At 70.1% G+C, this 23,179-nt stretch carries 21 protein-coding genes; 13 read left to right on the top strand and 8 right to left on the bottom strand.

Annotated features, from left to right (window positions below; all coding sequences use genetic code 11):
- The first annotated feature begins 4 nt into the window (after window positions 1-4).
- Genes BUR99_RS14065 through BUR99_RS14055 form a run of 3 tightly spaced genes read left to right on the top strand, consistent with a single transcriptional unit; the run spans window position 5 to window position 2,974 of the window.
- Window positions 5-1,183, top strand: coding sequence for a polyamine ABC transporter substrate-binding protein (locus tag BUR99_RS14065; protein WP_074260939.1), 1,179 nt, complete (start codon window positions 5-7; stop codon window positions 1,181-1,183).
- Window positions 1,176-2,102 (top strand): ABC transporter permease, encoded by a 927-nt coding sequence (locus tag BUR99_RS14060; RefSeq protein ID WP_074260938.1) that lies wholly within the window; start codon window positions 1,176-1,178, stop codon window positions 2,100-2,102. The genes BUR99_RS14065 and BUR99_RS14060 overlap by 8 nt, the downstream gene beginning before the upstream one ends.
- The gene (locus BUR99_RS14055) at window positions 2,099-2,974 is read left to right on the top strand and encodes an ABC transporter permease (protein ID WP_074260937.1); all 876 of its coding nucleotides are present in this window, start codon (window positions 2,099-2,101) and stop codon (window positions 2,972-2,974) included. Before BUR99_RS14060 ends, BUR99_RS14055 begins: the two co-directional genes overlap by 4 nt.
- Before the next feature lie 111 nt (window positions 2,975-3,085).
- Here BUR99_RS14055 and BUR99_RS14050 read toward each other — a convergent pair whose 3' ends face one another.
- Both BUR99_RS14050 and BUR99_RS14045 read right to left on the bottom strand, forming a co-directional pair.
- Window positions 3,086-3,565 carry a hypothetical protein gene (locus BUR99_RS14050; protein ID WP_074260936.1) on the bottom strand — a complete coding sequence of 160 codons (480 nt, stop codon included), beginning with the start codon at window positions 3,563-3,565 and terminating at the stop codon, window positions 3,086-3,088.
- A 133-nt stretch (window positions 3,566-3,698) separates the two neighbouring features.
- Window positions 3,699-4,532, bottom strand: coding sequence for a dienelactone hydrolase family protein (locus BUR99_RS14045; RefSeq protein WP_074260935.1), 834 nt, complete (start codon window positions 4,530-4,532; stop codon window positions 3,699-3,701).
- A 99-nt stretch (window positions 4,533-4,631) separates the two neighbouring features.
- On the opposite strand from BUR99_RS14045, the gene BUR99_RS14040 reads away from it, so the two are divergent.
- From BUR99_RS14040 to BUR99_RS14020, 5 genes are all read left to right on the top strand, one after another.
- Complete coding sequence (locus BUR99_RS14040) at window positions 4,632-5,186, top strand: cysteine hydrolase family protein (protein WP_074260934.1); 555 nt, start codon at window positions 4,632-4,634, stop codon at window positions 5,184-5,186.
- Between the two features lie 160 nt (window positions 5,187-5,346).
- Window positions 5,347-6,831: an XRE family transcriptional regulator gene (locus tag BUR99_RS14035; protein ID WP_074261065.1), complete on the top strand. Its 1,485-nt coding sequence runs from the start codon at window positions 5,347-5,349 to the stop codon at window positions 6,829-6,831.
- Window positions 6,832-6,961: 130 nt separating this feature from the next.
- Window positions 6,962-8,410, top strand: coding sequence for an NAD(P)/FAD-dependent oxidoreductase (locus BUR99_RS14030; RefSeq protein ID WP_074260933.1), 1,449 nt, complete (start codon window positions 6,962-6,964; stop codon window positions 8,408-8,410).
- A complete protein-coding gene (locus BUR99_RS14025) occupies window positions 8,407-8,766 on the top strand; it encodes a cupin domain-containing protein (protein ID WP_074260932.1) in 360 nt (119 codons plus the stop codon). The genes BUR99_RS14030 and BUR99_RS14025 overlap by 4 nt, the downstream gene beginning before the upstream one ends.
- 24 nt (window positions 8,767-8,790) lie before the next feature.
- Window positions 8,791-10,167: an NAD-dependent succinate-semialdehyde dehydrogenase gene (locus tag BUR99_RS14020; RefSeq protein WP_074260931.1), complete on the top strand. Its 1,377-nt coding sequence runs from the start codon at window positions 8,791-8,793 to the stop codon at window positions 10,165-10,167.
- A gap of 198 nt (window positions 10,168-10,365) precedes the next feature.
- Here BUR99_RS14020 and BUR99_RS14015 read toward each other — a convergent pair whose 3' ends face one another.
- The 4 genes from BUR99_RS14015 to BUR99_RS14000 form a co-directional block, all read right to left on the bottom strand.
- Window positions 10,366-11,076: a winged helix-turn-helix transcriptional regulator gene (locus BUR99_RS14015; RefSeq protein ID WP_074260930.1), complete on the bottom strand. Its 711-nt coding sequence runs from the start codon at window positions 11,074-11,076 to the stop codon at window positions 10,366-10,368.
- Window positions 11,077-11,084: 8 nt separating this feature from the next.
- Window positions 11,085-11,546, bottom strand: a complete 462-nt coding sequence (locus BUR99_RS14010) for a VOC family protein (protein ID WP_074261064.1) — start codon at window positions 11,544-11,546, stop codon at window positions 11,085-11,087.
- Between the two features lie 135 nt (window positions 11,547-11,681).
- Entirely contained in the window at window positions 11,682-12,311 is a 630-nt protein-coding gene (locus BUR99_RS14005; protein WP_074260929.1) for a hypothetical protein, read from the bottom strand.
- Between the two features lie 91 nt (window positions 12,312-12,402).
- Window positions 12,403-14,070, bottom strand: a complete 1,668-nt coding sequence (locus BUR99_RS14000) for a PucR family transcriptional regulator (protein ID WP_234980852.1) — start codon at window positions 14,068-14,070, stop codon at window positions 12,403-12,405.
- A gap of 111 nt (window positions 14,071-14,181) precedes the next feature.
- Between BUR99_RS14000 and BUR99_RS13995 the strand changes: the two genes are divergently transcribed.
- From BUR99_RS13995 to BUR99_RS13985, 3 genes are all read left to right on the top strand, one after another.
- Window positions 14,182-15,747, top strand: a complete 1,566-nt coding sequence (locus BUR99_RS13995) for a CoA-acylating methylmalonate-semialdehyde dehydrogenase (protein ID WP_074260928.1) — start codon at window positions 14,182-14,184, stop codon at window positions 15,745-15,747.
- Between the two features lie 79 nt (window positions 15,748-15,826).
- Window positions 15,827-17,239 carry an aspartate aminotransferase family protein gene (locus BUR99_RS13990; RefSeq protein ID WP_074260927.1) on the top strand — a complete coding sequence of 471 codons (1,413 nt, stop codon included), beginning with the start codon at window positions 15,827-15,829 and terminating at the stop codon, window positions 17,237-17,239.
- Between the two features lie 169 nt (window positions 17,240-17,408).
- The gene (locus BUR99_RS13985; RefSeq protein WP_074260926.1) at window positions 17,409-18,926 is read left to right on the top strand and encodes a flavin monoamine oxidase family protein; all 1,518 of its coding nucleotides are present in this window, start codon (window positions 17,409-17,411) and stop codon (window positions 18,924-18,926) included.
- On the opposite strand, the gene BUR99_RS13980 is transcribed toward BUR99_RS13985, so the two are convergent.
- Both BUR99_RS13980 and BUR99_RS13975 read right to left on the bottom strand, forming a co-directional pair.
- Window positions 18,823-19,581 carry a Pr6Pr family membrane protein gene (locus BUR99_RS13980; RefSeq protein ID WP_074260925.1) on the bottom strand — a complete coding sequence of 253 codons (759 nt, stop codon included), beginning with the start codon at window positions 19,579-19,581 and terminating at the stop codon, window positions 18,823-18,825. The two genes, BUR99_RS13985 and BUR99_RS13980, sit on opposite strands and share 104 nt — an antisense overlap.
- 86 nt (window positions 19,582-19,667) lie before the next feature.
- Window positions 19,668-20,372: a FadR/GntR family transcriptional regulator gene (locus BUR99_RS13975; protein ID WP_074260924.1), complete on the bottom strand. Its 705-nt coding sequence runs from the start codon at window positions 20,370-20,372 to the stop codon at window positions 19,668-19,670.
- Between the two features lie 196 nt (window positions 20,373-20,568).
- Here BUR99_RS13975 and BUR99_RS13970 point away from each other — a divergent pair, with 196 nt between their 5' ends.
- A complete protein-coding gene (locus BUR99_RS13970; RefSeq protein ID WP_074260923.1) occupies window positions 20,569-21,783 on the top strand; it encodes an aminotransferase class V-fold PLP-dependent enzyme in 1,215 nt (404 codons plus the stop codon).
- A 50-nt stretch (window positions 21,784-21,833) separates the two neighbouring features.
- Entirely contained in the window at window positions 21,834-23,129 is a 1,296-nt protein-coding gene (locus tag BUR99_RS13965; protein WP_143231637.1) for an ABC transporter substrate-binding protein, read from the top strand.
- Window positions 23,130-23,179: the final 50 nt, after the last annotated feature.

The following is a 23,179-nucleotide window of genomic DNA, read 5'->3' as shown; positions in this document are numbered from 1 at the left end:
CACGATGACCAACCAACCGGACATCCGCATCCTCGCGCCCGCAGGCGCGGCGAAGACCATCCGCCGCGAGCTGTCGCGGCGCCGGTTCCTGAGCTTCGCCGCCGCAGCGGGCTCGGCCGGGCTGCTCGCGGCGTGCGCGCCGAACGGGTCGCCCACCTCCGCGCAGGCCTCGGGCGGCCCGCTCGAGTCGAAGCTCTCGATCTACACCTGGGGCGACTACGACGCACCCGACGTGCTCGACGCCTTCACGGCCGACCTCGGCCCGAAGATCTCGCTGAGCTCCTTCAACTCCAACGAGGAGATGGTGGCCAAGCTCGTCGGGGCGAGGGGCACGAGCGGCTACGACATCGTCGTGCCGACGGGCACCTTCGTCGCGCAGATGGCCGAGCACGGGCTGCTCGCCGAGCTCAACCACGACCTCATCCCGAACCTGAAGCACGTCGACTCGGCGTTCCTCGGCCGGGCATGGGACCCCGACAACCAGTACTCGATCTGCAAGGCATGGGGCACGACCGGCTTCGTCTACGACGTGACCGCGATCGACCGCGAGCTGAAGGACTGGAACGACTTCATCGACGCCGCGCAGAACGAGGCGAGCGGCAAGACCTCGGTCCTCGACGACCCGGCCGAGCTCACCGGGCTGTACTTCTGGGCGAACGGCATCCCCTGGACCACGACCGACCCCGACGAACTCGACGCGGCGGAGGCGTTCCTCGTGAACGAGCTCGCGCCGCACATCTCGGCGTTCGACTCCTACCCGGGCGGCAGCGCCATCCCCCAAGCGACGCAGATGCTCATGCAGTCGTACAACGGCGATGCCCGACTCGGCATGCTCGAGAGTCCCGACCCCGAGCGCTGGAAGTACGTGCTGGGCTCCCCGGCGACCGAGATCTGGATGGACAACTGGGCGATCGCCGCGGGCGCTCCGAACCCCGAAGCCGCGCACGCGTTCATCGACTACGTACTCTCGCCCGAGAACGCGCTCGCCGAACTCGACTACATCGGGTACGACACCGGGGCGAAGGGCATCGAGCAGATGGCATCCGATGCCGGCCTGCCGATGCTCGACCTCGTGTTCTTCACCCGCGAGCAGATCGCGACCATGCACGAGGGCGAGCTGACCGAGGCGCAGGAGCGCATCGTGCAGATCTGGAACGCGACGAAGGCGGCTGCTGGTGCGTAGACGACTCCCCGGATTCCTGCTCGCCGCGCCGGCATGGGCGTGGCTCGCCATCTTCTTCGTCGCCCCGGTGGCGATGGTTGTGTGGTTCAGCTTCGGCTACAAGCCGAGCATCTTCGCCACCCAGGCCACCGACAAGCTGTCGTTCGACCGCTATGCGGAGGTGTTCAGCCCGACGTTCTTCGCGACGTTCCAGAACACCCTGTGGGTCGGCATCGTCGGCACGGTGCTGTGCTTCCTGATCGGCCTGCCGGTCGCCTATTGGATGGCGGTGAAGGCTCCGCCGTCGCGACGCGGCCTCCTCGTCGCCCTGGTGATGGTGCCGTTCTGGACGAACTTCCTCGTGCGCACCATCGGCTGGCAGGTGATCCTCTCGCCCGACGGCTGGCTCTCGACGGCGTTGCAGGCGGTCGGCTTCGAGCCGCTCGCGATCCTGAACACGCGCGGGGCGGTGCTCCTCGGCGTCGTCTACAACTACCTGCCGCTCATGATCCTGCCGCTGTACGTCGCGTTCGACCGGGTCAACGGGCCGCTCCGCGAGGCGTCGAAGGACCTCGGTGCCGGCAAGTGGACGACCTTCTTCCGCATCACCCTGCCGCTCGCGCAGCCCGGCATCATCGCGGGCGTGCTGCTCGTCTACATCCCGCTGATGGGCGACTACATCACGGCGACGGTGCTGGGCGGGGCGAAGGGCAACATGGTCGGCCAGCTCGTCGCGAGCCAGTTCCAGACCGCGCAGAACTGGGCGCTCGGCTCGGCGATGGCGGTCGTGCTGATCGTCGTGATCCTCGCCACCGTCGCCATCGGTGCGGCCATCGTGTGGTTCGTCACCCTGCCGATCAGGGCGAGCCACCGGCTCGTGATCGGGGCGCCGGCCACCACGCCGGCATCCGCTTCGATTCGTGAGGAGGTCACGGCATGAGCGTCGGAGAAGCACAACGACAGGTGCGGCGGCCGCGCAAGGCGTGGTCGGATGTCGCGTTCAACGTGTGGGGCATCCTGGTGATGGTCTTCCTGTTCGCGCCCATCGCTGTCATCATCGTCTCGTCGTTCAACGTCGGGCGGCTGCTGGTCTCGTGGGACCACTTCGGGTTCGACTCGTTCCTCGCACTGCTCGCGAAGCCCGCGATCCAGGATGCGGTCTGGATCTCCGTGCAGACGGGCTTCATCGCCGCACTCGTCGCCACGGCGCTCGGCACCCTCGCGGGCATCGCGATGGCGCGGCATCCGGGCAAGTGGGTCTGGTGGTTCATGGGACTGCTGCTGCTCGTCTCGGTCACGCCCGAGATCGTCGACGCCGTCTCCCTGCTGCCGTGGATGGTCTTCCTCGGGCAGGACCTCGGCATGGCGGTCTTCAACGACGGCATCGTGCGCCTCGTGATCGGCCACTCGCTGTTCTCGATCACGGTGGTCTCGTACCTCGTGCGAGCACGACTCGTCGGCCAGGAGGCGCAGCTCGAGGAGGCCTCGGCCGACCTCTATGCCACACCGACCCGCACGTTCCGCAAGGTCACCCTGCCGCTCGCGATGCCGGCGGTCTTCGCCGGATTCATGCTGTCGTTCACGTTCAGCCTCGACAACACGGTCATCGCGGCGTTCGTCTCGGTCTCGGGGTCGACGCCGTGGCCGGTCTACGTGCTGAGCGCGCTGCGCAGCGGGCTGCGGCCCGAGATCGCAGCGGTCTCGACCATCATGCTCGTGCTCACGCTCATCGCGCTCGGCCTCGTCGCGCTCGTGCTGAAACGCTCGGGAGACTCGGCGGCCGACATCGCCCGCACCATGGGCGGCGGCTGAGCCGTCCGCGTCGTCGCGCACGCGCGACCGCGCTCGTACACACGCAGCACACACGACAGGGGCGGGAGCAACAGCTCCCGCCCCTGTCGTGTCAGTGGTGCTCGCGCGCGACTAGCCGATCGACGAGCAGACGCCGACGAGGTCGGTCATGGACTTCTGCAGCGTCGCGGCCTGCTCGCTGATCTTCGTCATGTCGACGCTGGCCGGGTCGGTGGTGATGGCCGTGATCAGCTCGGAGTACGCCGTGACGGCGTCGGCGGCGCCCGTTGCGACGACGGAGACCTCTTCGTTCGAGATCTTGCCCGAGGCCTCGGTGAGCGAGACCTTGACGGTCTCGAACGCGGCGAGTGCGGCGGCGGCGTCGCTCATGTCCACCGTCGTCAGCCCGGTGAGCTCCTCCATGCTGGTCTTGACGATCTCGCACGCCTCGTCCTTGGTCTGGCCGGCTTCGGCCTTCGGCTCGGGCTTCGCGCTCTCGGCCGATGCGCCCTTGGTGTCCGCGTCGGCGGCGGTGCCCGTGGCGGCGCAACCCGTGAAGAGCAGTGCGAGCACGGCGAGCGAGCCGGCGGCGATCAGGCGTGGTGACGTCATGTGTGTGGTTCCCCTTCGGATGCGGGTCGATCCGACCCCCGGACATCCAACCAGTCCTCGTAACCCCTCGCGATGGGGAGCGCTCCCCATGGGCTCGCCGAACCGGGCGATCCGCGATCGGCCGCCGATGCCGTCAGGCACGGGCGTCGGATGCCCCCGCCGGTGCGAGCCGCTCGCGGAGGAACTCGAACATCTGCTCGCGCTCGAGGAACGCCCGGTTCGGCGGGTCCTCGCGCACACCCCCGGTCAGCACGGAATGCGCGCCCTTCGGCGTCCCGTCGGCGCTGTCGTCGCCGGACGGGATGCGCACGACCCTCGCCGCGCGCCCGAGGTGGCGTTCGAGGGCGACCATCCTGGCATCGCCCGAACGGGCGTCCTGCGTGAACCGGAGACCGAGCACGCAGGGTGTCGCGTCCGCACGAGATGCCGCGTAGCGTTCGAGCGCCGCTGGGGGCACGCCGACGCTCCGCGCCCGCGACGGACTCACCGGGAACGGAGCCGCGGGCTGGCTCACGACGGTGACCAGGATCTCGTCGGTCGTCACCGCCGTCGCGATCGCGAACCCCCCGGTGAAGCACATGCCGACGATGCCGACGCCGCGACCGTGGGTTCGTGCCGCGAGATCGCCCGCCACGAGCCGGAGGAAGTCGGTGACCTGCCCCCTGAGGTCGAGCGAGAAGGCGCGGAACTCGGCCATGACGCAGAGCTTGGCCACGGCGGCGACCTGGCCGAGGAGACCCGGCCGACGACCGGGCACACCGAAGAGCGACGGCATGACCACGGTGAACCCGTGGTCGACGAGGAGGTCGCCGAGCTCGATCGTGCCCGGCATGATGCCGGGGATCTCGGGCAGCAGGATGACGCCAGGGCCGTCGCCCCGCTCGAGGCACTCGACCGCGAGGGTTCCGTCGGAGACCATCGTGCGCTGCCATCGGCTGAGCTCGGGCACCGCGTCGGCATCGGTCATCGGGTGCTCCGCTCGCTCGGGATGCGGCCAGCCTAGAACCGCGACGCCCGGCAGCGACAGGGGTCCCGACGGGACACCCCATGGGCTAGCGTGGCTCGCGTGACCCGGACACTCGTCATCATCGACATCCAGAACGACTACTTCGCGGGCGGCGCGCACCCGCTGGTCGGCCCCGACGCGGCCGCCGCCAATGCCGCGCGCCTGCTCGCCTCGCACCGCGAGGCCGATCAGCCCGTCGTGCACGTGCAGCACGTGTGGGATGCGCCCGACGCCGAGTTCTTCGCCCCGGGCACACGCGGCGTCGAGATCCATCCGCTCGTCGCGCCGGCCGATGGCGAGCCCGTCGTCGTCAAGGCGCACCCCAACTCGTTCCTCGGCACCGACCTCGACGCACGTCTCCGTGAGGCCGGGGCCGACGTCGACGGCGTCGTGATCGTCGGCATGATGTCGAGCATGTGCGTCGACGCGACCGTGCGCGCGGCCGCCGACGCCGGTTACTCCGTGACGGTCGCCCACGACGCGTGCGCCGCCCCGGACCTGACGTTCGGCGACACCGTCGTGCCCGCCGCGCAGGTGCACGCCTCGTTCATGGCGGCGCTCGGCGACAGCTACGCCGAGGTCGTCTCGACCGACGCGCTCCTCGCGGGCCACTAGCCCGCGACGACGGCCACACGACGCACTCGAGCAGAACCGCGAGATTTCCCACGCGACATCCGCTGTTCGCCGCAGTTTCGTCGCGATGCGCGGTTCGAACGCAGAACTCTCGTAGTTCTTCCGTTTGTGGCTTCCGTCGTCGCGTGTCACCATCGAAGACATGATCACCGCGGATCGCAGCGCGAACCCCTCCCCCGACCTCGCAGAGACGAGCGCCGACGAGGTCGACGCGCTCACGCTCGGCCGCCGCATCCGCGATCGTCGAACCGCTCGCGGCATGACCCTCGGCGAGCTCGCCGCTGCGATCGACCGGGCGCCGAGCCAGGTCTCCGCGATCGAGAACGGCAAGCGCGAGCCGCGGCTCTCGATGCTGCGCACGATCGCCCTCGCGCTCGGCACGAGCGTCGACGAACTGCTGCGGGCGGATGCCCCGTCGGAGCGCGCGGCCCTCGAGATCGCCGTCGAACGCGCCCAGCGCGGGCCCGTGTTCGCGGCGCTCGGGCTGCCGGCCTTCCGCGTGGCGAAGGGCATGAACGACCAGACCCTGCAGACGATCCTGAGCCTGCACAACGAGATCGACCGGCTCCACCGCGAACGTGCTGCGACGCCCGAGGAGGCGCGCCGGGCCAACGCGCAGCTGCGCGCCGAGATGCGCGCCCGCGACAACTTCTACCCCGAGCTCGAGGCGAAGGCCGCCGAGCTGCTCGAGGCCGTCGGCCACACCGGCGGCCCGGTGTCGCATCAGCTCGTCGCCGACATGGCGAACCACCTCGGCTACTCGCTGCACTACGTGGGCGACCTGCCGCACTCGACCCGCTCGGTGACCGACAAGCGCAACGGCCGCCTCTACCTGCCGACGCAGCAGTCGCCGTCGCGCGACTCCCGCTCACCGATCCTGCAGGCGCTCGCGAGCCACCTGCTCGACCACGAGGAGCCGCGCGGCTACGCCGACTTCCTGCGGCAGCGCATCGAGACGAACTACCTGACCGCGGCGATCCTGCTGCCCGAGCAGGCGGCGGTGCGCTTCCTCACCGAGGCGAAGAACCTGCGCCGCATCTCGATGGAGGACCTCCGCGACGCCTTCGCCGTCTCCTACGAGACGGCGGCGCACCGGTTCACGAACCTCGCGACGGCGCGCCTCGGCATCCCCGTGCACTTCACGAAGGTGCACGAGTCGGGCACGATCATCAAGGCCTACGAGAACGACCGCGTGCGCTTCCCCTCAGACGCGCTCGGCGCGATCGAGGGCACGACGATGTGCCGCAACTGGACGGCGCGCACCGTCTTCGACGTCGAGGACCGCTTCAGCCCGTGGTACCAGTACACCGACACCCCGTCGGGCACCTTCTGGTGCACCTCCCGCATCGAGAAGGCGAAGGAGGGCGAGTACTCGGTGTCGGTCGGCGTGCCGTTCGAGCACGTCAAGTGGTTCCGCGGGCGCGAGACACCGCATCGTGCGGTTTCGCGATGCCCCGATCCGGCCTGCTGCCAGGCGCCCACCGGGCTCGCCGACCGATGGGCGGATGCCTCGTGGCCCGCCGCCCGCACCCCGACGTCGCTGCTCGCCGCACTGCCGACGGGCACCTTCCCCGGCGTCGACCAGACCGAGGTCTACCAGTTCCTCGAGACGCACGCGCCCGACTGAACCGCCCGGCACCCACCGCGATCCGGCCACCATGTCCGACCGCGAGCGGATGTCGAGACACGACGAACTGGCGCGCGCGCATCCGCCGCGAAAGGATGGAAGCACCACAACCGCATCGGAGTGATACCCCGTGGGCACCACCGTCTTCGAACGACACCAGCCGCCGGCATCCGTCATCGCCCATTCGCTCGAGAACACCGCCCGTTCGGTGTTCTGGCTCGACGACCTGCCCGAGGGGGCCGTGGGCGGCCGCCCGAAGCTCGCCGGCGACCGCGTCGCCGACCTCGTCATCGTCGGCGGCGGCTACACCGGCCTCTGGACGGCAGTGCTCGCCAAGCGCCGCAACCCCGACGCGCACATCGTGCTCGTCGAGGCCAAGAGCATCGGCTGGGCGGCATCCGGACGCAACGGCGGCTTCTGCGAGGCGAGCCTGACGCACGGCGACGAGAACGGCCAGGCCCGCTGGCCGAAGGAGATGCCGACGCTCCACCGCCTCGGCATGGAGAACCTCGACGCGATCGAGGCCGCCGAAGCCGAGTACGGCATGGACTTCCACTTCGAGCGCACGGGCATGCTCGCGCCGGCGATCGAAGAGCACCAGGTCGAGTGGCTGCGCGACTGGCACGCCGAGGCCGTCAAGCACGGCGAAGAGGGCGTCGTCTTCCTCGACCAGGAGGCCGTGCAGGCGTCGGTGGCCTCGCCCACCTACCTCGCCGGAGTCTGGGAGCAGCGCACGAACGCCATGGTGCACCCGGCGCGACTCGTCTCCGAGCTCGCCCGCGTCGCCGAGGAGCTCGGCGTCGAGATCTTCGAGCACTCCCCCGTCAAGCGCATCGACACCCCCGGCTCGACCGGCGCCGTCTCGGTCATCACCGACGCAGGCCGGGTCGATGCCGCGCACGCGGTGCTCGCGACGAACGTGTTCCCGTCGCTCCTGAAGCGCAACCGCCTGATGACCGTGCCGGTCTACGACTACGTGCTCATGACCGAGCCCCTGTCGCAGCAGCAGCTCGCCGACATCGGGTGGAACGACCGCCAGGGCATCGGCGACATGGCCAACCAGTTCCACTACTACCGCCTGTCGAAGGACAACCGCATCCTCTTCGGCGGCTACGACGCGATCTACAACTACGGCCGCAAGGTGCGCTCGGAGTACGAGAACCGTCCCGAGAGCTGGCAGAAGCTCGCGAGCCACTTCTTCACGACGTTCCCGCAGCTCGAGGGCCTGCAGTTCAGCCACCAGTGGGCGGGCGCGATCGACACGAGCACCCAGTTCACGGCGTTCTTCGGCACCGCGCGCGACAACCGCGTCGCCTACGCCGCCGGCTTCACGGGCCTCGGCGTCGGCTCGACCCGGTTCGCGGCCGAGGTCATGCTCGACCTGCTCGAGGGCCGCGACAACGAGCGCACGCAGCTCGAGATGGTGCGCAAGCGCCCACTGCCCTTCCCTCCCGAGCCCGCCGCGTCGATGGGCATCAACGCGACCCGCTGGTCGCTGAACCGCGCCGACCACAACCAGGGCAAGCGCAACCTCCTGCTGAAGACCCTCGACGCACTCGGATTGGGGTTCGACTCATGAGCGACGACCTCCGCCTCATCACCGGCGCGCTGACGGATGCCCCGGGGCTCGTGCTCGAGCACGAGCCGGTGCCGGCCGACCAGGTCGTCGCGGGCGCCCCCGCCACCGGCTATCAGGCACTCGACTCGTCGGAGGCCGGCGAGATCGGCGTCTGGGAGATGACGCCCGGGGCAATGCGCGACGTCGAGGTCGACGAGGTCTTCGTCGTGCTCTCGGGCGCCGCGACGGTCGAGTTCGAGCACCCGATCGCCGACCCCATCATGCTCGCCCCGGGCGCCGTCGTGCGCCTCGAGGCCGGCATGAAGACCATCTGGACGGTGCGCGAGACGCTCCGCAAGGTATTCATCTCGCGCTGAGGCGCAACCGAGGAGGATCAGAGAATGGCGAAGTACCGAGTACTGAACCCCGCGACCGGCGAGATCGTCGAGACGTTCGACGTGGCCACCGACGCGGAGATCGAGCAGACGCTCGCAGCGGCCGATGCCGCCTACCGCGACTGGCGCGACCGCAGCGTCCAGGAGCGCGCCGCGGCGGTCAAGCGCGTGGCAGAGCTGTTCATCGAGCGCAAGGACGAACTCGCGCGGCTCATCGCCCTCGAGATGGGCAAGTCGCTCGCCGAGTCGGCCGACGAGGTCGACTTCGCCGCCTCGATCATCGACTACTACGCGGTGTACGGGCCGGGCCTGATCACCGACCAGGAGATCCCGAGCACGATCCCCGGCAAGGCGACCATCGAGCACCTCCCCGTCGGCGCGCTGCTCGGCGTCATGCCGTGGAACTTCCCGTACTACCAGGTCGCCCGTTTCGCGGCGCCGAACCTCGTGCTCGGCAACACGATCGTCCTGAAGCACGCCGACATCTGCGCGCGCTCAGCGCTCGCGGTGCAGGCGATCATGGAGGAGGCCGGCATCCCGGTCGGCGGCTACCAGAACGTGTTCGCCTCGCACGACCAGATCGCGACGATGATCGCCGACCCCCGGGTCCAGGGCGTCTCGCTCACTGGCTCCGAGCGGGCGGGCGCCATCATCGGCGCGCAGGCCGGCCAGCACCTGAAGAAGTGCGTGCTCGAACTCGGCGGCATCGACCCCATGGTCGTGCTCGACGCCGACGACGTGGCCGGTGTCGCGAAGGCGGCCTGGGACTTCCGCGTCTACAACGGCGGCCAGGTGTGCAACTCGAACAAGCGCATGATCGTGATGGACGACATCTACGACGAGTTCGTCGCGGAGCTGCGCCGTCTCGCCGACGGACTCGTGCCCGGTGACCAGCTGGACCTCGGCGAGGGCCAGTTCGTGCCGATGTCGTCCCGCGCCGCAGCGGAGACCGTGAACGCCCAGGTGCAGAAGGCGGTCGCCGCGGGCGCCACGCTCGAGGCCGGCGGCGTGCTGTCCGACGGCCCCGGCGCCTACTTCTCGCCCGCCGTGCTGACCGGGGTGCCCCGCGACTCCGAGTCGTACCGCGAAGAGATCTTCGGCCCGGTCGCGACGGTGTACCGCGTGTACAGCGACGAAGAGGCGCTCGAGCTCGCCAACGACTGCGACCTCGGCCTCGGCGGCTCCGTGTTCTCGACCGACGAAGCCCGCGCTGCCCGGGTCGCCTCGCGACTCGAGGTCGGCATGACGCACGTCAACACCATCGCGGCAGAGGCCGCCGAGCTGCCCTTCGGCGGCGTGAAGCGCTCCGGCTTCGGGCGCGAGATGGGGCCGGTCGGCATCGGCGAGTTCGCCAACCGCCGTCTCTCCTTCGTCGCCAAGTAGCCGCCCTCGGCTCGATCGGGTGCGGCGTGTGACGCCGCACCCGATCGCCGTATCCGCGCGCCGTCTCCGCATCCGCTCCTGCGTCTGCTTCCGCGTCCGCTCGGAGATCTGCGCCCGTTCGGATGCACCGGCCCCCGATGCTCCGAAGCTGCGCAGATCTCCGATGCTGCGGCTGGCGAGCGAGCTGACGGGTGCGCTCTACGCCGCCGCGGAGACGACGTCGGTCGACGGCCCGACCGGCTCGATGCGGAAGGTCAGCCCGAACCGCTCGACCAACTCGTCGCCGCCCGCGAGCACCGTCGCGCCGGCCGAGTCTCCGGCCAGCATCCCGCGGAGCGCCACCGGCTCGAGTTGCAGTTCGAGCACGGCCGACGGCACCGGTTCGAACACCGAGCGCCGCTGCGGCTGCGGCAGCGCCCCGGCGCCGACCGGCACGACGTCGAGCGTGCCGCCGATGACGATCGCGGACACCGAGACCTCCGCCACATGCAGCACGTACTCGGTGGGGGGCAGCGACGCAGCGGCATCCGCTCGGAATGCTGCCCGGAGTGCCACGACGAGCGCATCGTGGGTGACCGACTCGCCCTCTGCGGGGTCGCCGAGGACCGACCATCCCCACCGTTCGAGGGCGATGACGACGGGTTCGAGCTCCCGGCCGAGCGCGGTCAGCTCGTAGCCGCCGCGCACGGTCGGAACGCGGCGCACGACGCCCGACTCCTGCAGTTCCCTGAGCCGGTCGCTCAGGATGTTGGTCGGGATGCGCGGCAGCCCCGCCTTCAGGTCGCCGTACCGGCGCGGGCCGACGAGCAGGTCGCGGACGATGAGCAGCGCCCATCGGTCCCCGACCCGCTCGAGCGCACGGGCCACTCCCCCGTACTGCCCGAAGCCGCGCGCCCCGCGTGTCGCCATGCGGTCCGTCAGGCCGTGGCCGACGGCGCAGCGGCGCCCTGCCCGGCCATGTAGGCGTCGGGGCCCTGCTCGGCCGCCGCCGGCTCCATGAAGAGGAATCCGAGGATGTTGCCGTCGGGGTCTTCGAGGTCGCGCGAGTACATGAAGCCGTAGTCCTGCGCCTCGCGCGGCTCGCTGCCACCGGCGGCAAGTCCCTTGACGAGCACCGCGTCGACCTCGTCGCGCGAGTCGCGGGTGAACGAGATGCTCGTCTGCGCGTGCGTCTTCGTGTCGATGATCTGCTTGTCGGTGAAGGTGGCGAGGTAGTCGCGGGTGAGCACCATGAAGTAGATGTTCTCGTCGAGCACGACGCACGCCGCGTTCTCATCGGTGAAGAGCGGGTTGATGCTGAAGCCCAGCGCCTCGTAGAAGCTCTTCGAGCGTTCGAGGTCGGTGGTGGGCAGGTTCACGAAAATGCTGGTCGCGGTCATGATCGCCTCCAAGGGATCGTCAGTGACTACCGGATGATTCGCCTCTAGCTTGCTCTTTGCAAGTGCACTTGTCAATAGCAAGTAAACGACGAGTCCGATCCACCCCGACGATCGGGAGGGCGTCTCCCGTCGGGGTCAGCCGCAGAGCTCCTTCGGCGGGAACTGGAGCGCCGACGCCCCGATCTGCGTCACCACGTCATCGCGCAGGCTGAACACCAGCCAGGTCCCGTCGGCATCGGCGACGGCGTACGCGGTCGTGTCCGCCGGGTACGGAATCACCGATTCGACGATGCCCGGGTACGCCGCCTGCAGTTCGGCGAGCGTCGCTCCGAGGCCGACTCCCGCTGCCGTGGCCGGCGACTTCGCATCGGTCGCGTCACCCGCCACCCAGACCTGGCGGACCGTGTCGCCATCGGCCTCGAGGCCGACGTAGACGGTGGGCGAGGCGTCAGCAGTGAAGGAAACGGCCGACGGGCACATCGTCTCGACGGTCATCCCGGCGAGCTGCGCCTGCACGGCTCCCCAGCTCGCCCCGCGCTCGACCGGCCCGATGCCGGCCGAACCCGCGACCCACGTCGACATGTCACCGGGATCGAGCGGAGCGGGGCTCGGGGTCGCGACCGGCTCCTCCGACGCCGGGGCCTCGACCTCGGCCGACGGGGTCGGCGACGGCGTCGTCGCCGCCTCCGACGACGGGGTGCATCCCGAGAGGGCGACGAGCCCCCCGACGACGACCACGAGCAGCGCACTGCGCACGATGTTCATATCCACTCCTCGAACGAGAAGCCGACCCGATCGGCCGGCGGCCGAACGGCCGAACGTCGGCACTGCCGCTACGCTACTGCCTCGTCGCCGCTCAGCGCACGACGCTCCGCCGCACGAGCAGCGCGAGATGCAGCGCCGTCAGGGTCTCGCCGTCATCGAGGTCGACGCCGAGCAGATCGCCGATGAGCGCGAGCCGCTGATAGAACACCGAGCGCGACAGGTGCGAGGCGGATGCCGCGGCCGTGCGGTTGCCCGGATGCGCGAGCACCGCGCCGAGCACGTCGAGCAGATCGCCCTTGCGCGCCAGGTCGTAGTCGATGAGGGGTTCGAGCATGCGCTCGCCGTGCTCGAGCAGCCGGTGATCGTCGCGGAGCGCGGTCACGAGCCGCATCAGCGGACGGTCATCGGATCGCCGCAGCACCGGGCCGCGGCCCGAGCGCCGCGCCGGCCCCCTGGCCAGATCGATCGCCTCCTGCACCGACCCGAGCAGGGCGTCGAGATCGCTCGCCTCCGAGCCGATCGAGAGCACGAGCCGATCGAGCACCGCCGAGTCGCCCGCGGCGAGCGCGGCGGCGAAGGTTCGGACCGAGGCGTCGTCGAGCGTGCGGGTGGCCGGCAGCGAGAGCACGACGATCGTCGCCGATGGCGCAGCGGCGCTCTCGGGTGCCGCCCCGGCGAGCGCCCGCCCGCCGAGTTCGCGCGCCGCGGCATCCGCCGCAGCCGCGACCGCACCGCCGGTGACGACGATGCCGAAGAGGCGCGCGCCCTCGAGCGGCAGGCCCGCGGCCTCGATGCGGGCCGAGGCGGCGGGCAGGCCCGCGAACCTGCCGTCGAGCAGCCCGTCGACGAGGCGCTGGCGCCCGATGCGCACCCACTCGTCGACCGCGCCATCGGCGAGCCTGCCGAGCGCGAGTGCGATCGCCCCCTGCTCGAGCACGCTCGTGCGCCCGGCCGGATGCGCCGGCCCCGGCAGGGCGATGAGGTGACCCCATCGGATGCCACGCGCCTCGACCGGCACGATCAGCCACTCGTCGGCTCCGGCACCGCTGCCGAGACGACGCTGCTCGTCGTGCCGTCGATGCGCGGCCCGCGACCGGGTCTCCCAGCGGGTGAAGAGCTCGGTCTCGGCGGCGAGCGGCACCTCGGCGGCCACGACCTCGTGGGCGAGGTTCTCGAGCACCACGGCGGCGCCGAGCGTCTGGGCGAGCTGCTGCACGATGAAGTCGGGCGGCGAGCCGCGCAGGGCGAGGGCGGTGAAGCGCTCGCGCACCTCGTCGCGAGCGCGGAGGGCCGCCGTCTGCACCGAGATGATGCGGCTGTGCACCGCTTCGGTCAGTGCGACGAACTTGACCTCGCGGTGCAGGGCGACGAGGGCGAGACCGTGCTCGCGAGCGGCCGACTCGACGACGGCCGGCACGTAGCGGTAGTGCACGCCGAGTTCGAGCACGAGCCCCGCGATGCCCACGTCGACGAGGCCGCCGATGAACGCGGTGAGCTCCGCCGGTTCGGTCGGCCAGCCCGATCCCGTGGTGAGCAGCAGTTCACCGCCGTTCAGGAGCCGTGCCACCCCCGCGCTGTCGGAGACGTGCGCCCAACGGACGTGCGCGTCGAGCGCGTCACCGCCGGAGAGCACCTCGGGGATGCCCTGCGCGACCGCGGGGATCGTGAGGATCTCGCGCACGGTCGGGAGCCCGTCGTCGGCCGGCTCGAGCACCGGACGGTTCGTCTGAATCGCCTCATCTTCGCGACGATCTGCCACCGGATTCGCCTTTCTTCCTCTGTCACACTGAGATTACGAAGCCTAGTCGACGTCGGCCATTCTGTCCGATGCCGGCCCGACGACCGCCGCACATCAGTGAAGGAACTGCCAATGAGCATCACCGAGACCGCTTCCTCGTCCGCATCGGCCCCCGAGGTGCCAGTGATCGGACACTGGGTCGACGGCGCGCTGCGCGCCTCGACCTCGGGCCGCACGGCCCCGGTGTACAACCCGGCCACGGGCGCCGTGCAGGCCGAGGTCGCACTTGCCGACCAGGCCGAGATCGACGCGGCGATCGCGTCGGCGCAGGCCGGGTTCGAGGTGTGGAGCAGTTACTCGATCGCGAAGCGGCAGGGCGTGCTGTTCTCGTTCCGCGAGCTGCTGAACTCGCGCAAGGGCGAGCTCGCGGCCATCATCACCGCCGAGCACGGCAAGGTCGTCTCCGACGCGATGGGCGAGATCCTGCGCGGCCAGGAGGTCGTCGAACTCGCCACCGGGTTCCCGAACCTGATCAAGGGCGCCTTCTCCGAGAACGTCTCGACCGGCATCGACGTCTACTCGCTGAAGCAGGCGCTCGGCGTGGTCGGCATCATCAGCCCGTTCAACTTCCCCGCCATGGTGCCCATGTGGTTCTTCCCCATCGCGATCGCCGCGGGCAACGCCGTGATCCTGAAGCCCAGCGAGAAGGACCCTTCGGCAGCACTCTGGATCGCAGAGCTCTGGTCGGAGGCGGGCCTCCCCGACGGCGTGTTCACCGTGCTCCAGGGCGACAAGCTCGCCGTCGACGGCCTCCTCACTTCGCCGGTCGTGCAGTCGATCTCGTTCGTCGGCTCGACGCCGATCGCCCAGTACATCTACGAGACCGCGTCGAAGCACGGCAAGCGCGTCCAGGCGCTCGGCGGCGCGAAGAACCACATGCTCGTGCTGCCCGACGCCGACCTCGACCTCGTCGCCGACCAGGCGGTCAACGCCGGGTACGGCGCCGCGGGCGAGCGCTGCATGGCGATCTCGGTCGTGCTGGCCGTCGAGCCCGTCGCCGACGAGCTGATCACCAAGATCAGCGAGCGCATCGCGAAGCTGAAGATCGGCAACGGCGCAGGCGTCGACGGCGTCGAGCCCGACATGGGACCGCTCATCACCGACGTGCACCGCGACAAGGTCGCCTCCTACGTCGACATCGCCGAGCAGGACGGCGCCACGATCGTGGTCGACGGCCGCGGGTTCACCGTCGACGGCCACGAGGACGGCTTCTTCTTCGGCCCGACCCTGATCGACAACGTGCCCACCACCTCGCGTGCGTACACCGAGGAGATCTTCGGCCCGGTGCTCTCGATCGTTCGCGTGGCGAGCTACGACGAGGGTCTCGACCTGATCAACTCGGGTCAGTTCGGCAACGGCACCGCCATCTTCACCAACGACGGCGGCGCCGCACGTCGCTTCCAGAACGAGGTGCAGGTCGGCATGATCGGCATCAACGTGCCGATCCCCGTGCCCGTCGCCTACCACTCGTTCGGCGGCTGGAAGCAGTCGCTGTTCGGTGACGCGAAGGCCTACGGCACTCACGGCTTCGACTTCTTCACCCGCGAGAAGGCCGTGACCAGCCGCTGGATCGACCCGGCCACGCGAAACGACTCCGCGCACGGCGGCATCAACCTGGGCTTCCCCCAGAACCACTGATCATCGTTCGCTGAGCCTGCCGGAACGGACGCCCACGGCGTCCCACCGGCAGGCTCGCCGACCTCTTGGAGCATCCGTCATGACCGACACCATCACCGCCGAGACCGAGACCGTCTACACCGACCGTTTCGGAACCGTGCACCCGCTGCCCGACGCCGCCGCCGAGGCGCAGGTGCGCGCGGAGGACCGCGCGCACGTGTTCCACTCGTGGAGCGCGCAGGCCCTCATCGACCCGCTGCCCATCGCCGCCGGCGAGGGCTCGACGTTCTGGGACTACCAGGGCAACGCGTACCTCGACTTCTCGTCGCAGCTCGTGAACCTGAACCTCGGGCACCAGCACCCCGACCTCGTCGCCGCGATCCAGCAGCAGGCGGGTCGCCTCGCGACCATCCAGCCGTCGATGGCCTCGGATGTCCGCAGCGAACTCGCCCGTCGCATCGTCGAGGTCGCCCCGGGCGACCTCGACAAGGTGTTCTTCACCAACGGCGGCGCCGACGCCAACGAGTACGCCGTGCGCATGGCGCGCGCCGTCACGGGTCGCCGCAAGGTGCTCTCGATGTACCGCAGCTACCACGGCGGCACCGCGACCGCGATCTCGCTCACGGGCGACCCGCGCCGCTGGGCGAACGAACCGTCCGACGGTTCGGTCGCGCACTTCATGGGTCCGTACGCCTACCGTTCGTCGTTCCACTCGGAGACCCCCGAGCAGGAGGCCGAGCGCGCGCTCGCCCACCTCGAGCAGCTCATCGTGCTCGAGGGCGCGAACACCATCGCGGCGATCATCATCGAGACGATCGTCGGCACCAACGGCGTGCTCGTGCCGCCGCCCGGCTACCTGCAGGGCGTTCGCGCGCTGTGCGACAAGTACGGCATCGTCTACATCGCCGACGAGGTCATGGTCGGCTTCGGCCGCATCGGCGAGTGGTTCGCGGTCAACGCGTTCGACGTCGTGCCCGACCTCATCACCTTCGCGAAGGGCGTGAACTCGGGCTACGTGCCGCTCGGCGGCGTGGTGATCTCGCAGAAGATCGCCTCGCACTTCGACACGGTCTCGTTCCAGGGCGGCCTCACGTACTCGGGACACCCGCTCGCGTGCGCCGCCGGTGTCGCGACGTTCGAGGTCTTCGAGCGCGACGGCATCCTCGAGCGCGTGCGCGACCTCGGGTCGCGGGTGGTCGAGCCGCGCCTCCGTGAGATCGCGGCGAAGCACCCGTCGGTCGGCGAGATCCGCGGTGCGGGACTGTTCTGGGCGATCGAGCTCGTGCGCGACCCTGCGACGCACGAGCCCCTCGTCCCGTTCAACGCGGGCGGTGCGGATGCCGCGCCGATGGCGGCCGTCGCCGCCGCCTGCAAGCAGGCCGGCCTGTGGCCGTTCATCCACTTCAACCGGATGCACGTCGCACCGCCGCTCGTCATCACCGAGGAAGAGCTCGTGCGCGGGCTCGACATCATCGACGAGGCGCTGACGATCGCCGACGGCTACGTCGTCTGACGCGTTCACGCCGACGCGTTCACTGACGCGTCGGCGCTGACGCGCCCTGCCTGATGCAGGGGATTCCGCGGCACCGGGGCTCTCCAGCCCCCGTGACCGGGAGTCCCCTGCATTTCGTCGTTCCGGGGAGTGCAGGCCGGGCGCTGAGCCGTCGGCTAGCCTGAATCCCATGGACTCACGGGCGGCGCCCGGCGGCATCGGCCGGCGAACCTTCATCGCCGCCTCGCTCTCGGGGTTCGCGACGCTCGCGCTCGCGAGCTGCACGTGGCCCGAGCCGAGCCCGAGTCCGCTGCCCTCGACGGCGGTCCCGACGACCGCGCCGCCCACTCCGACGAACGGCGTACCGCTGCCGACGGCGATGCGCCGCTCGCGCTGGGGCGCCGAACCGTTCTCGCGCGGCGCGTTCAGCTTCGACTCGGTCGGCAGCACCCCGCAGCTCCGACGGGCCCTCTCCGAACCGGTCGAGGAGCGCCTCGTCATCGCCGGCGAGGCGACCGACCCCGATCGACCCGGCACGCTCGAAGCCGCCCGGGCCTCCGGCATCCGCGCGGCCGCCGACATCGCCCGGCTCGGCACCGCCGGCGAGCGCGTGGCCGTGATCGGGGCCGGCCTCGCCGGGCTCACGGCGGCACGCGAGCTCGTCGACGCCGGCTTCGAGGTCGTCGTGCTCGAGGCCCGCGACCGGTTGGGCGGGCGCATCCACAGCACGGATGCCTCGGGCTTCGACACCCCCGTCGAACTGGGCGGCGTGTTCACCGGCGACGACGAGGCGGTGATCGACGCGCTGCACGAGGCATCCGTCGACACCGTCCCGTTCACCGCAGCGGTCTCGGCGACGACCGCGGCAGGGCTCGGCGTGCCGATTCCGACGACCGGGCCGGACGCGATCGCGATCGCGCAGGAGTGGGCGGCGACCCAGCCCCACGACGTGTCGCTTGCGGCGGCCCTGACCGGCTCGGGTGCGACCCCGCTCTCGGCGGTGCCCGATGCCGCGGGGGTGAGCCAGGCCGACTGGCTCGCGCACACGATCAACAGCGGGGTCGCACCGTCGACCGGCGCCATCACGTCGGCGGTCTCCGCCTCCCAGTACGACGCGAACCGCGTCGACCGGCTCGGCGACCTGGTGACCGGCCGCCTCTCCGATTTCGTGGACGCGCTCGCCGAGCCGCTCGAGATCGCCGTGTCGAGCGTCGTCACGAGCATCGCCTACACCGATCGCAGGGTCAGCCTCCGCCTGGACTCCGGGGAGTCGCTCACGGCCGACCGTGCCGTCGTCACCATTCCGCTCGGGGTGCTGAAGACCGACACCGTGCGGTTCAGTCCCGCGCTGCCGCTCATGCACCAGCGGGCGATCTCGTTGCTCGGCATGGGCGTGGTCGACACGGTGTGGCTGCGCTTCGACGAGGCGTTCTGGCGAACGGACGACGCGGTCGCCGCGGATCTCCCCGACGGTGAACTCGACGGCGACCCCGACTCCCCCGGGCTCGTCACCCCGAACGTGCTCACCGTCGTCGGCGAGCTCTCCCCGGTCGCAACGTGGATCGACGTCGGCCTGGCGACCGGCGAGCCGATCCTGATGGGGCTCATCGCTGCAGCGCAGGCGACTCGACTCGAGGCGCTCGACGATCCTTCGTTCCAGGCCGAGGTGCTCGAGGCGCTCGCGCCCTTCGCCACAGGCCCCGATTGATCGCGACGAGCCCCGCCGTCAGCGAGACGAAGATCACGAGCACGAGCAGGCAGTAGAGGGCGACGCCGGCCGGCCCGCCCACCTGCGCCTCGTCGAGGAAGAAGTACGGGTACCACCCGACGTCGGCCCCGCGGAACAGCGTGTAGACGAGCCAGATCGACGGGAAGACGAGCACCCAGCCGACGGTGGACCACGGCACGCGCGGGTTCACGGCCATGATCGCGTCGACCGTCCAGGCGATGAGGGCGAGCGCCGGAACGATGAAGTGCAGCACCGTGTCCGACCACGGCACCTCCATGCGGTAGTCGCGCGTCGAGGCCTGCGCGACGATGATCGCGAACACGATGCCCGAGACGAGCACGTACACCGTGACCATCGTGCGGAGGATGCCGAGCCACACCGGGTCGCGCGGCGTGAGCAGGGCGAAGGCCGCCCCGATCGCGAGCGTCACGACGGCGGCGAAGGCCGACTGCACGGTGAAGTAGCTGAAGAAGTTGGCGGTCGCGAAGAGCCGGAACCCGAGCACGTACTGGAAGTTGCCGATGAGGGCGACGACCTCGAGTGCCGCGATCGCGAGACGGAAGACACCGAGCAAGCGCCGGTCCCGTCGCACCCGCTGCGCCTCGTCAGCGCTGGTGCGTCGCGAGCCGGCCATGCTCCAACGCTAGCCGCCCCGCCTCGGTGAACCCGGCCGAATCGGAGCACGCCGGCCCGCTCGCCGACGAGCCGGGCTCGTCGCCGTCAGCTCGCAGCGGGCACGGTCCGTGCGACAGGAGCCGGCCGAATCGTACGAAGCCACTGCTCGGTCTGCGCGACGTGCGCTGCGGCGGCGGCATGCGCGGACGCCGGGTCGCGGTTCACGAGGGCGGCGAGGATCTCGCGGTGGCCGTGATCGCTGACCTGTTTCATATCGGGGCCGGAGGGGAGATCGAAGACCTGGTAGGCCCGGGACCGGGACCGGAACGTTCGGAGCAGCTCGACGAGGGCCGCGTTGCCGGCGAGCTTCGCGATCGTCTCGTGGAAGAGGGCGTCGAGCTCGGTGCCCTGCTCCCCCTCGCGGGCTTCGAGTTCGTCGAGGATGGCGCGGAGCTCCGACTCGCCGGCCTCCGTCATGCGGGCCGCCGCCTGCGACGCGGCGTGGGACTCGAGGACCCGGCGCACCTCGTAGAGCTCGATGAACGCGTCGAACGGCATGAGCTCGACCGTGAGGCTGAGCGCACCGATGATGTTCGCGGGCTCGAGCGCGGAGACGTAGGTGCCGGATCCGTGACGGGATTCGATCACGCCGAGCGCATCGAGCATGCGCACCGCTTCTCGGAGCGACCCTCGGGAGACGCCGAGCCGCTCGCACAGTTCGGCCTCGGGCGGGAAACGCTGGCCGGGCGCGAGTTCGCCCGACGCGATGATGTGCCGCAATCCGTGGAATGCGTCGTCGATCGCGCTCATGCTGTCTCCTGGTCGGGCTCGGGTCGTGCTGATCAGCTTAGAGGGCACGCCTTTGCACTAGTCATCTTATGACTTTGTGGTTATAGTCGCCGTTGTCGGCTCTGAAGCAACGAAGTATCAAGAGTCATCTAATGTCTTCGAACGGGAAGCGTCCGACATCACCACCGCTGATGGACAGACAAGGACGACCGCACCAGTGACCACCGCAGCGCCCACCGCCCTCGCCTTCGCCGACGGCTCGCCCGCCTCGACCGGCTGGACTCTCAGCGACACCGCGCTGCACACGAATCACGGGTCGTTCGGAGCCGTGCCCCGGCGCGTGCAGGAGGAGCAGAACCGCCTCCGCGCCGTCATGGACGCCGGGCCGGTCGACTGGTTCTCGACCCTGCCCGCGCGCGTGGGGGACGCCCGTCGCGCCATCGCCGCGATCATCGGCACCGCCGAGGAGCACACGGCCCTCGTGCCGAACGCGAGCGCCGGCGCGAGCGTGGTCTACAACAGCCTCGCCGCGCGGCCCGGCGCCGAGATCGTCGTCACCGATCACGGCTACGGGGCGGTCACCATGGGTGCCGAACGCGCCGCGCGCCGCTGGGGTGGTCGCGTCGTGACCGCACGGGTGCCGCTCGACGCGAATCCCGCCGAGGCGCATGAGCGCATCATGGGCGCCTGCACCGATGCGACGCGACTGATCGTCATCGACCACATCACCTCCGCGACGGCGCGATTCCTGCCCGTGCGCGAGGTCGCGGCATCCGCTCGGCAGCGCGGGATCACGACACTCGTCGACGGCGCCCACGTTCCCGGACTCTACGACGCACCGCTCGACGGGCTCGAGTGCGACGTCTGGGTCGGCAACCTGCACAAGTTCGCGTGCTCGCCACGCGGAGCCGCCGTGCTCGTCGCCCGCGGAGAGCTGCGGCACGAACTGTTCCCCCTCATCGATTCGTGGGGCGCCCCGTACCCCTTCCCCGAACGATTCGACACGCAGGGCACCCTCGACCAGACGAGCTACCTCGCCGCTCCCGACTCGTACGCATTCATCGACGAGCACTGGGGATGGCCGGCGGTGCGCGCGTACATGACCGAACTCGCCGACTACGCCGAGACGCTGATCGCCGAGGCCTTCGCCGAACGGACCGGCGAGTCTCACCGCGTCGACGTCGGTGCGCCCGTGAACGCGCTGCGCCTGGTGCGCCTGCCGGACGGCCTCGCCCGAACCCACCCCGAGGCCGACGCGCTGCGCGACCGCGTCGTGCGGGAGTTCGGCGTCGAAGCGGCGTTCACGAGTTTCGACGGCGTGGGCTATTACCGGCTCTCCACCCACGCGTACAACACCGCGCGCGACTTCGAAGCGTTCGTCGACCGCTTGGTCCCGACGCTCTGCGAGCTCGCCGCGGAAGCGCATCGCTGAACTGAACACCCCTGAAGAACGATCGCACCCACCCAGAAATGAGGAGACGAATGGCGAACAGCAAGGTCCTGAGCGGACTCGGCATCGGCTTGGCGGCAACCCTCGCCCTCAGCGGATGCTCCGGCGCCGCTGACGACGGCACCGTCACGCTGCAGATGGTCGAGAGCCTGACCAACCCGGCGCGCACCGAACTGCTCGAGACGCTCATCGACGAGTTCGAGCAGGAGAACGCCGGCATCGAGGTGGAGCTGATCTCGCCGCCCACCGACCAGGCCGACCAGAAGATCCAGCAGATGCTCCAGTCGGGCACCGGCGTGGACGTCCTCGAGGTGCGCGACCTCACCGTCGGTCCGTTCTCGACGAACGGATGGCTGGCCGACATGGGCCCCGAATTCGAGGGCTGGAAGGGGTGGGACGCGCTGACCGACAATGCGAAGAACGTCGCGACGGCCGGCGGCAAGACCTACTTCATCCCGTACGGCTTCTACGGCATCAGCCTCTTCTACCGCACCGACCTCGTCGAGGAGGCCGGGTTCGACGGCGCCCCGGCGAGCTGGGAGGATCTGCTCGAGCAGGCGTCGGCGATCCAGGACCCCGAGGCGAACACCTACGGCTACGCGTTCCGCGGCGGCACGAACGGCTACTCGAACGCCGCCCTGGTGATCGAGGCCTACGTCGCCGACGACCTCGACCTCGAGAACGCGTACCGGCTGAAGAACGGCGACTCGATGTTCTCGGCTCCCGAGGCGCTCGACGCGATGGACCTCTACCTCGATCTCTTCGAGCAGGCATCGCCGCCGTCATCGGTGGCATGGGGCTACCCCGAGATGGTGGAGGGCTTCTCGAACGGCTCCACCGCGTTCCTGCTGCAGGACCCGGAGGTCATCGCGGCGGTCGAGCAGTCGACGGCCATCACCGGTGAGCAATGGACGACGGCTCCGATACTCGTCGGACCGAGCGGCACGGCGATCCAGCCGCTCGCCACCGCGGGCTGGGGCGTCGCCGAGGCGAGCGAGCACCAGGCGGAGTCGGCGAAGCTCATCCAGTTCCTCTCCGAGGGCGACGCCTCGATCCGCTTCACCGAGGGCAACAGCCTCGTCCCGATCCTGAACGGCGGCGACGAGGCGGAGTTCTACAAGACCGGCGCGTGGGAGAGCTACCTCACCATGAACGAGAACCCCGAGACGTACATCACCGCCGTGCAGCCGCGCGGTGTGGCCTGGTGGACCGAGTGGGCCGACAAGGCCGACTCGGAGCTCCAGCAGGTGCTGATCGGCCAGCTCACGACGAAGGAGCTGCTCGCCAGCTGGGATGCCTACTGGACCGAGAAGTGGGCCGCCGAGTAGGCCGCCGAACCGACGACAACGGATGTCCCCCCAGATGACGACCGTCTAGG

This window comes from Agromyces cerinus subsp. cerinus, from assembly GCF_900142065.1.
In the GTDB taxonomy this organism is placed as follows: domain Bacteria; phylum Actinomycetota; class Actinomycetes; order Actinomycetales; family Microbacteriaceae; genus Agromyces; species Agromyces cerinus.
Note: the sequence above shows the minus strand (reverse complement) of the source record. Positions and strands in the feature narration are given on the sequence as shown.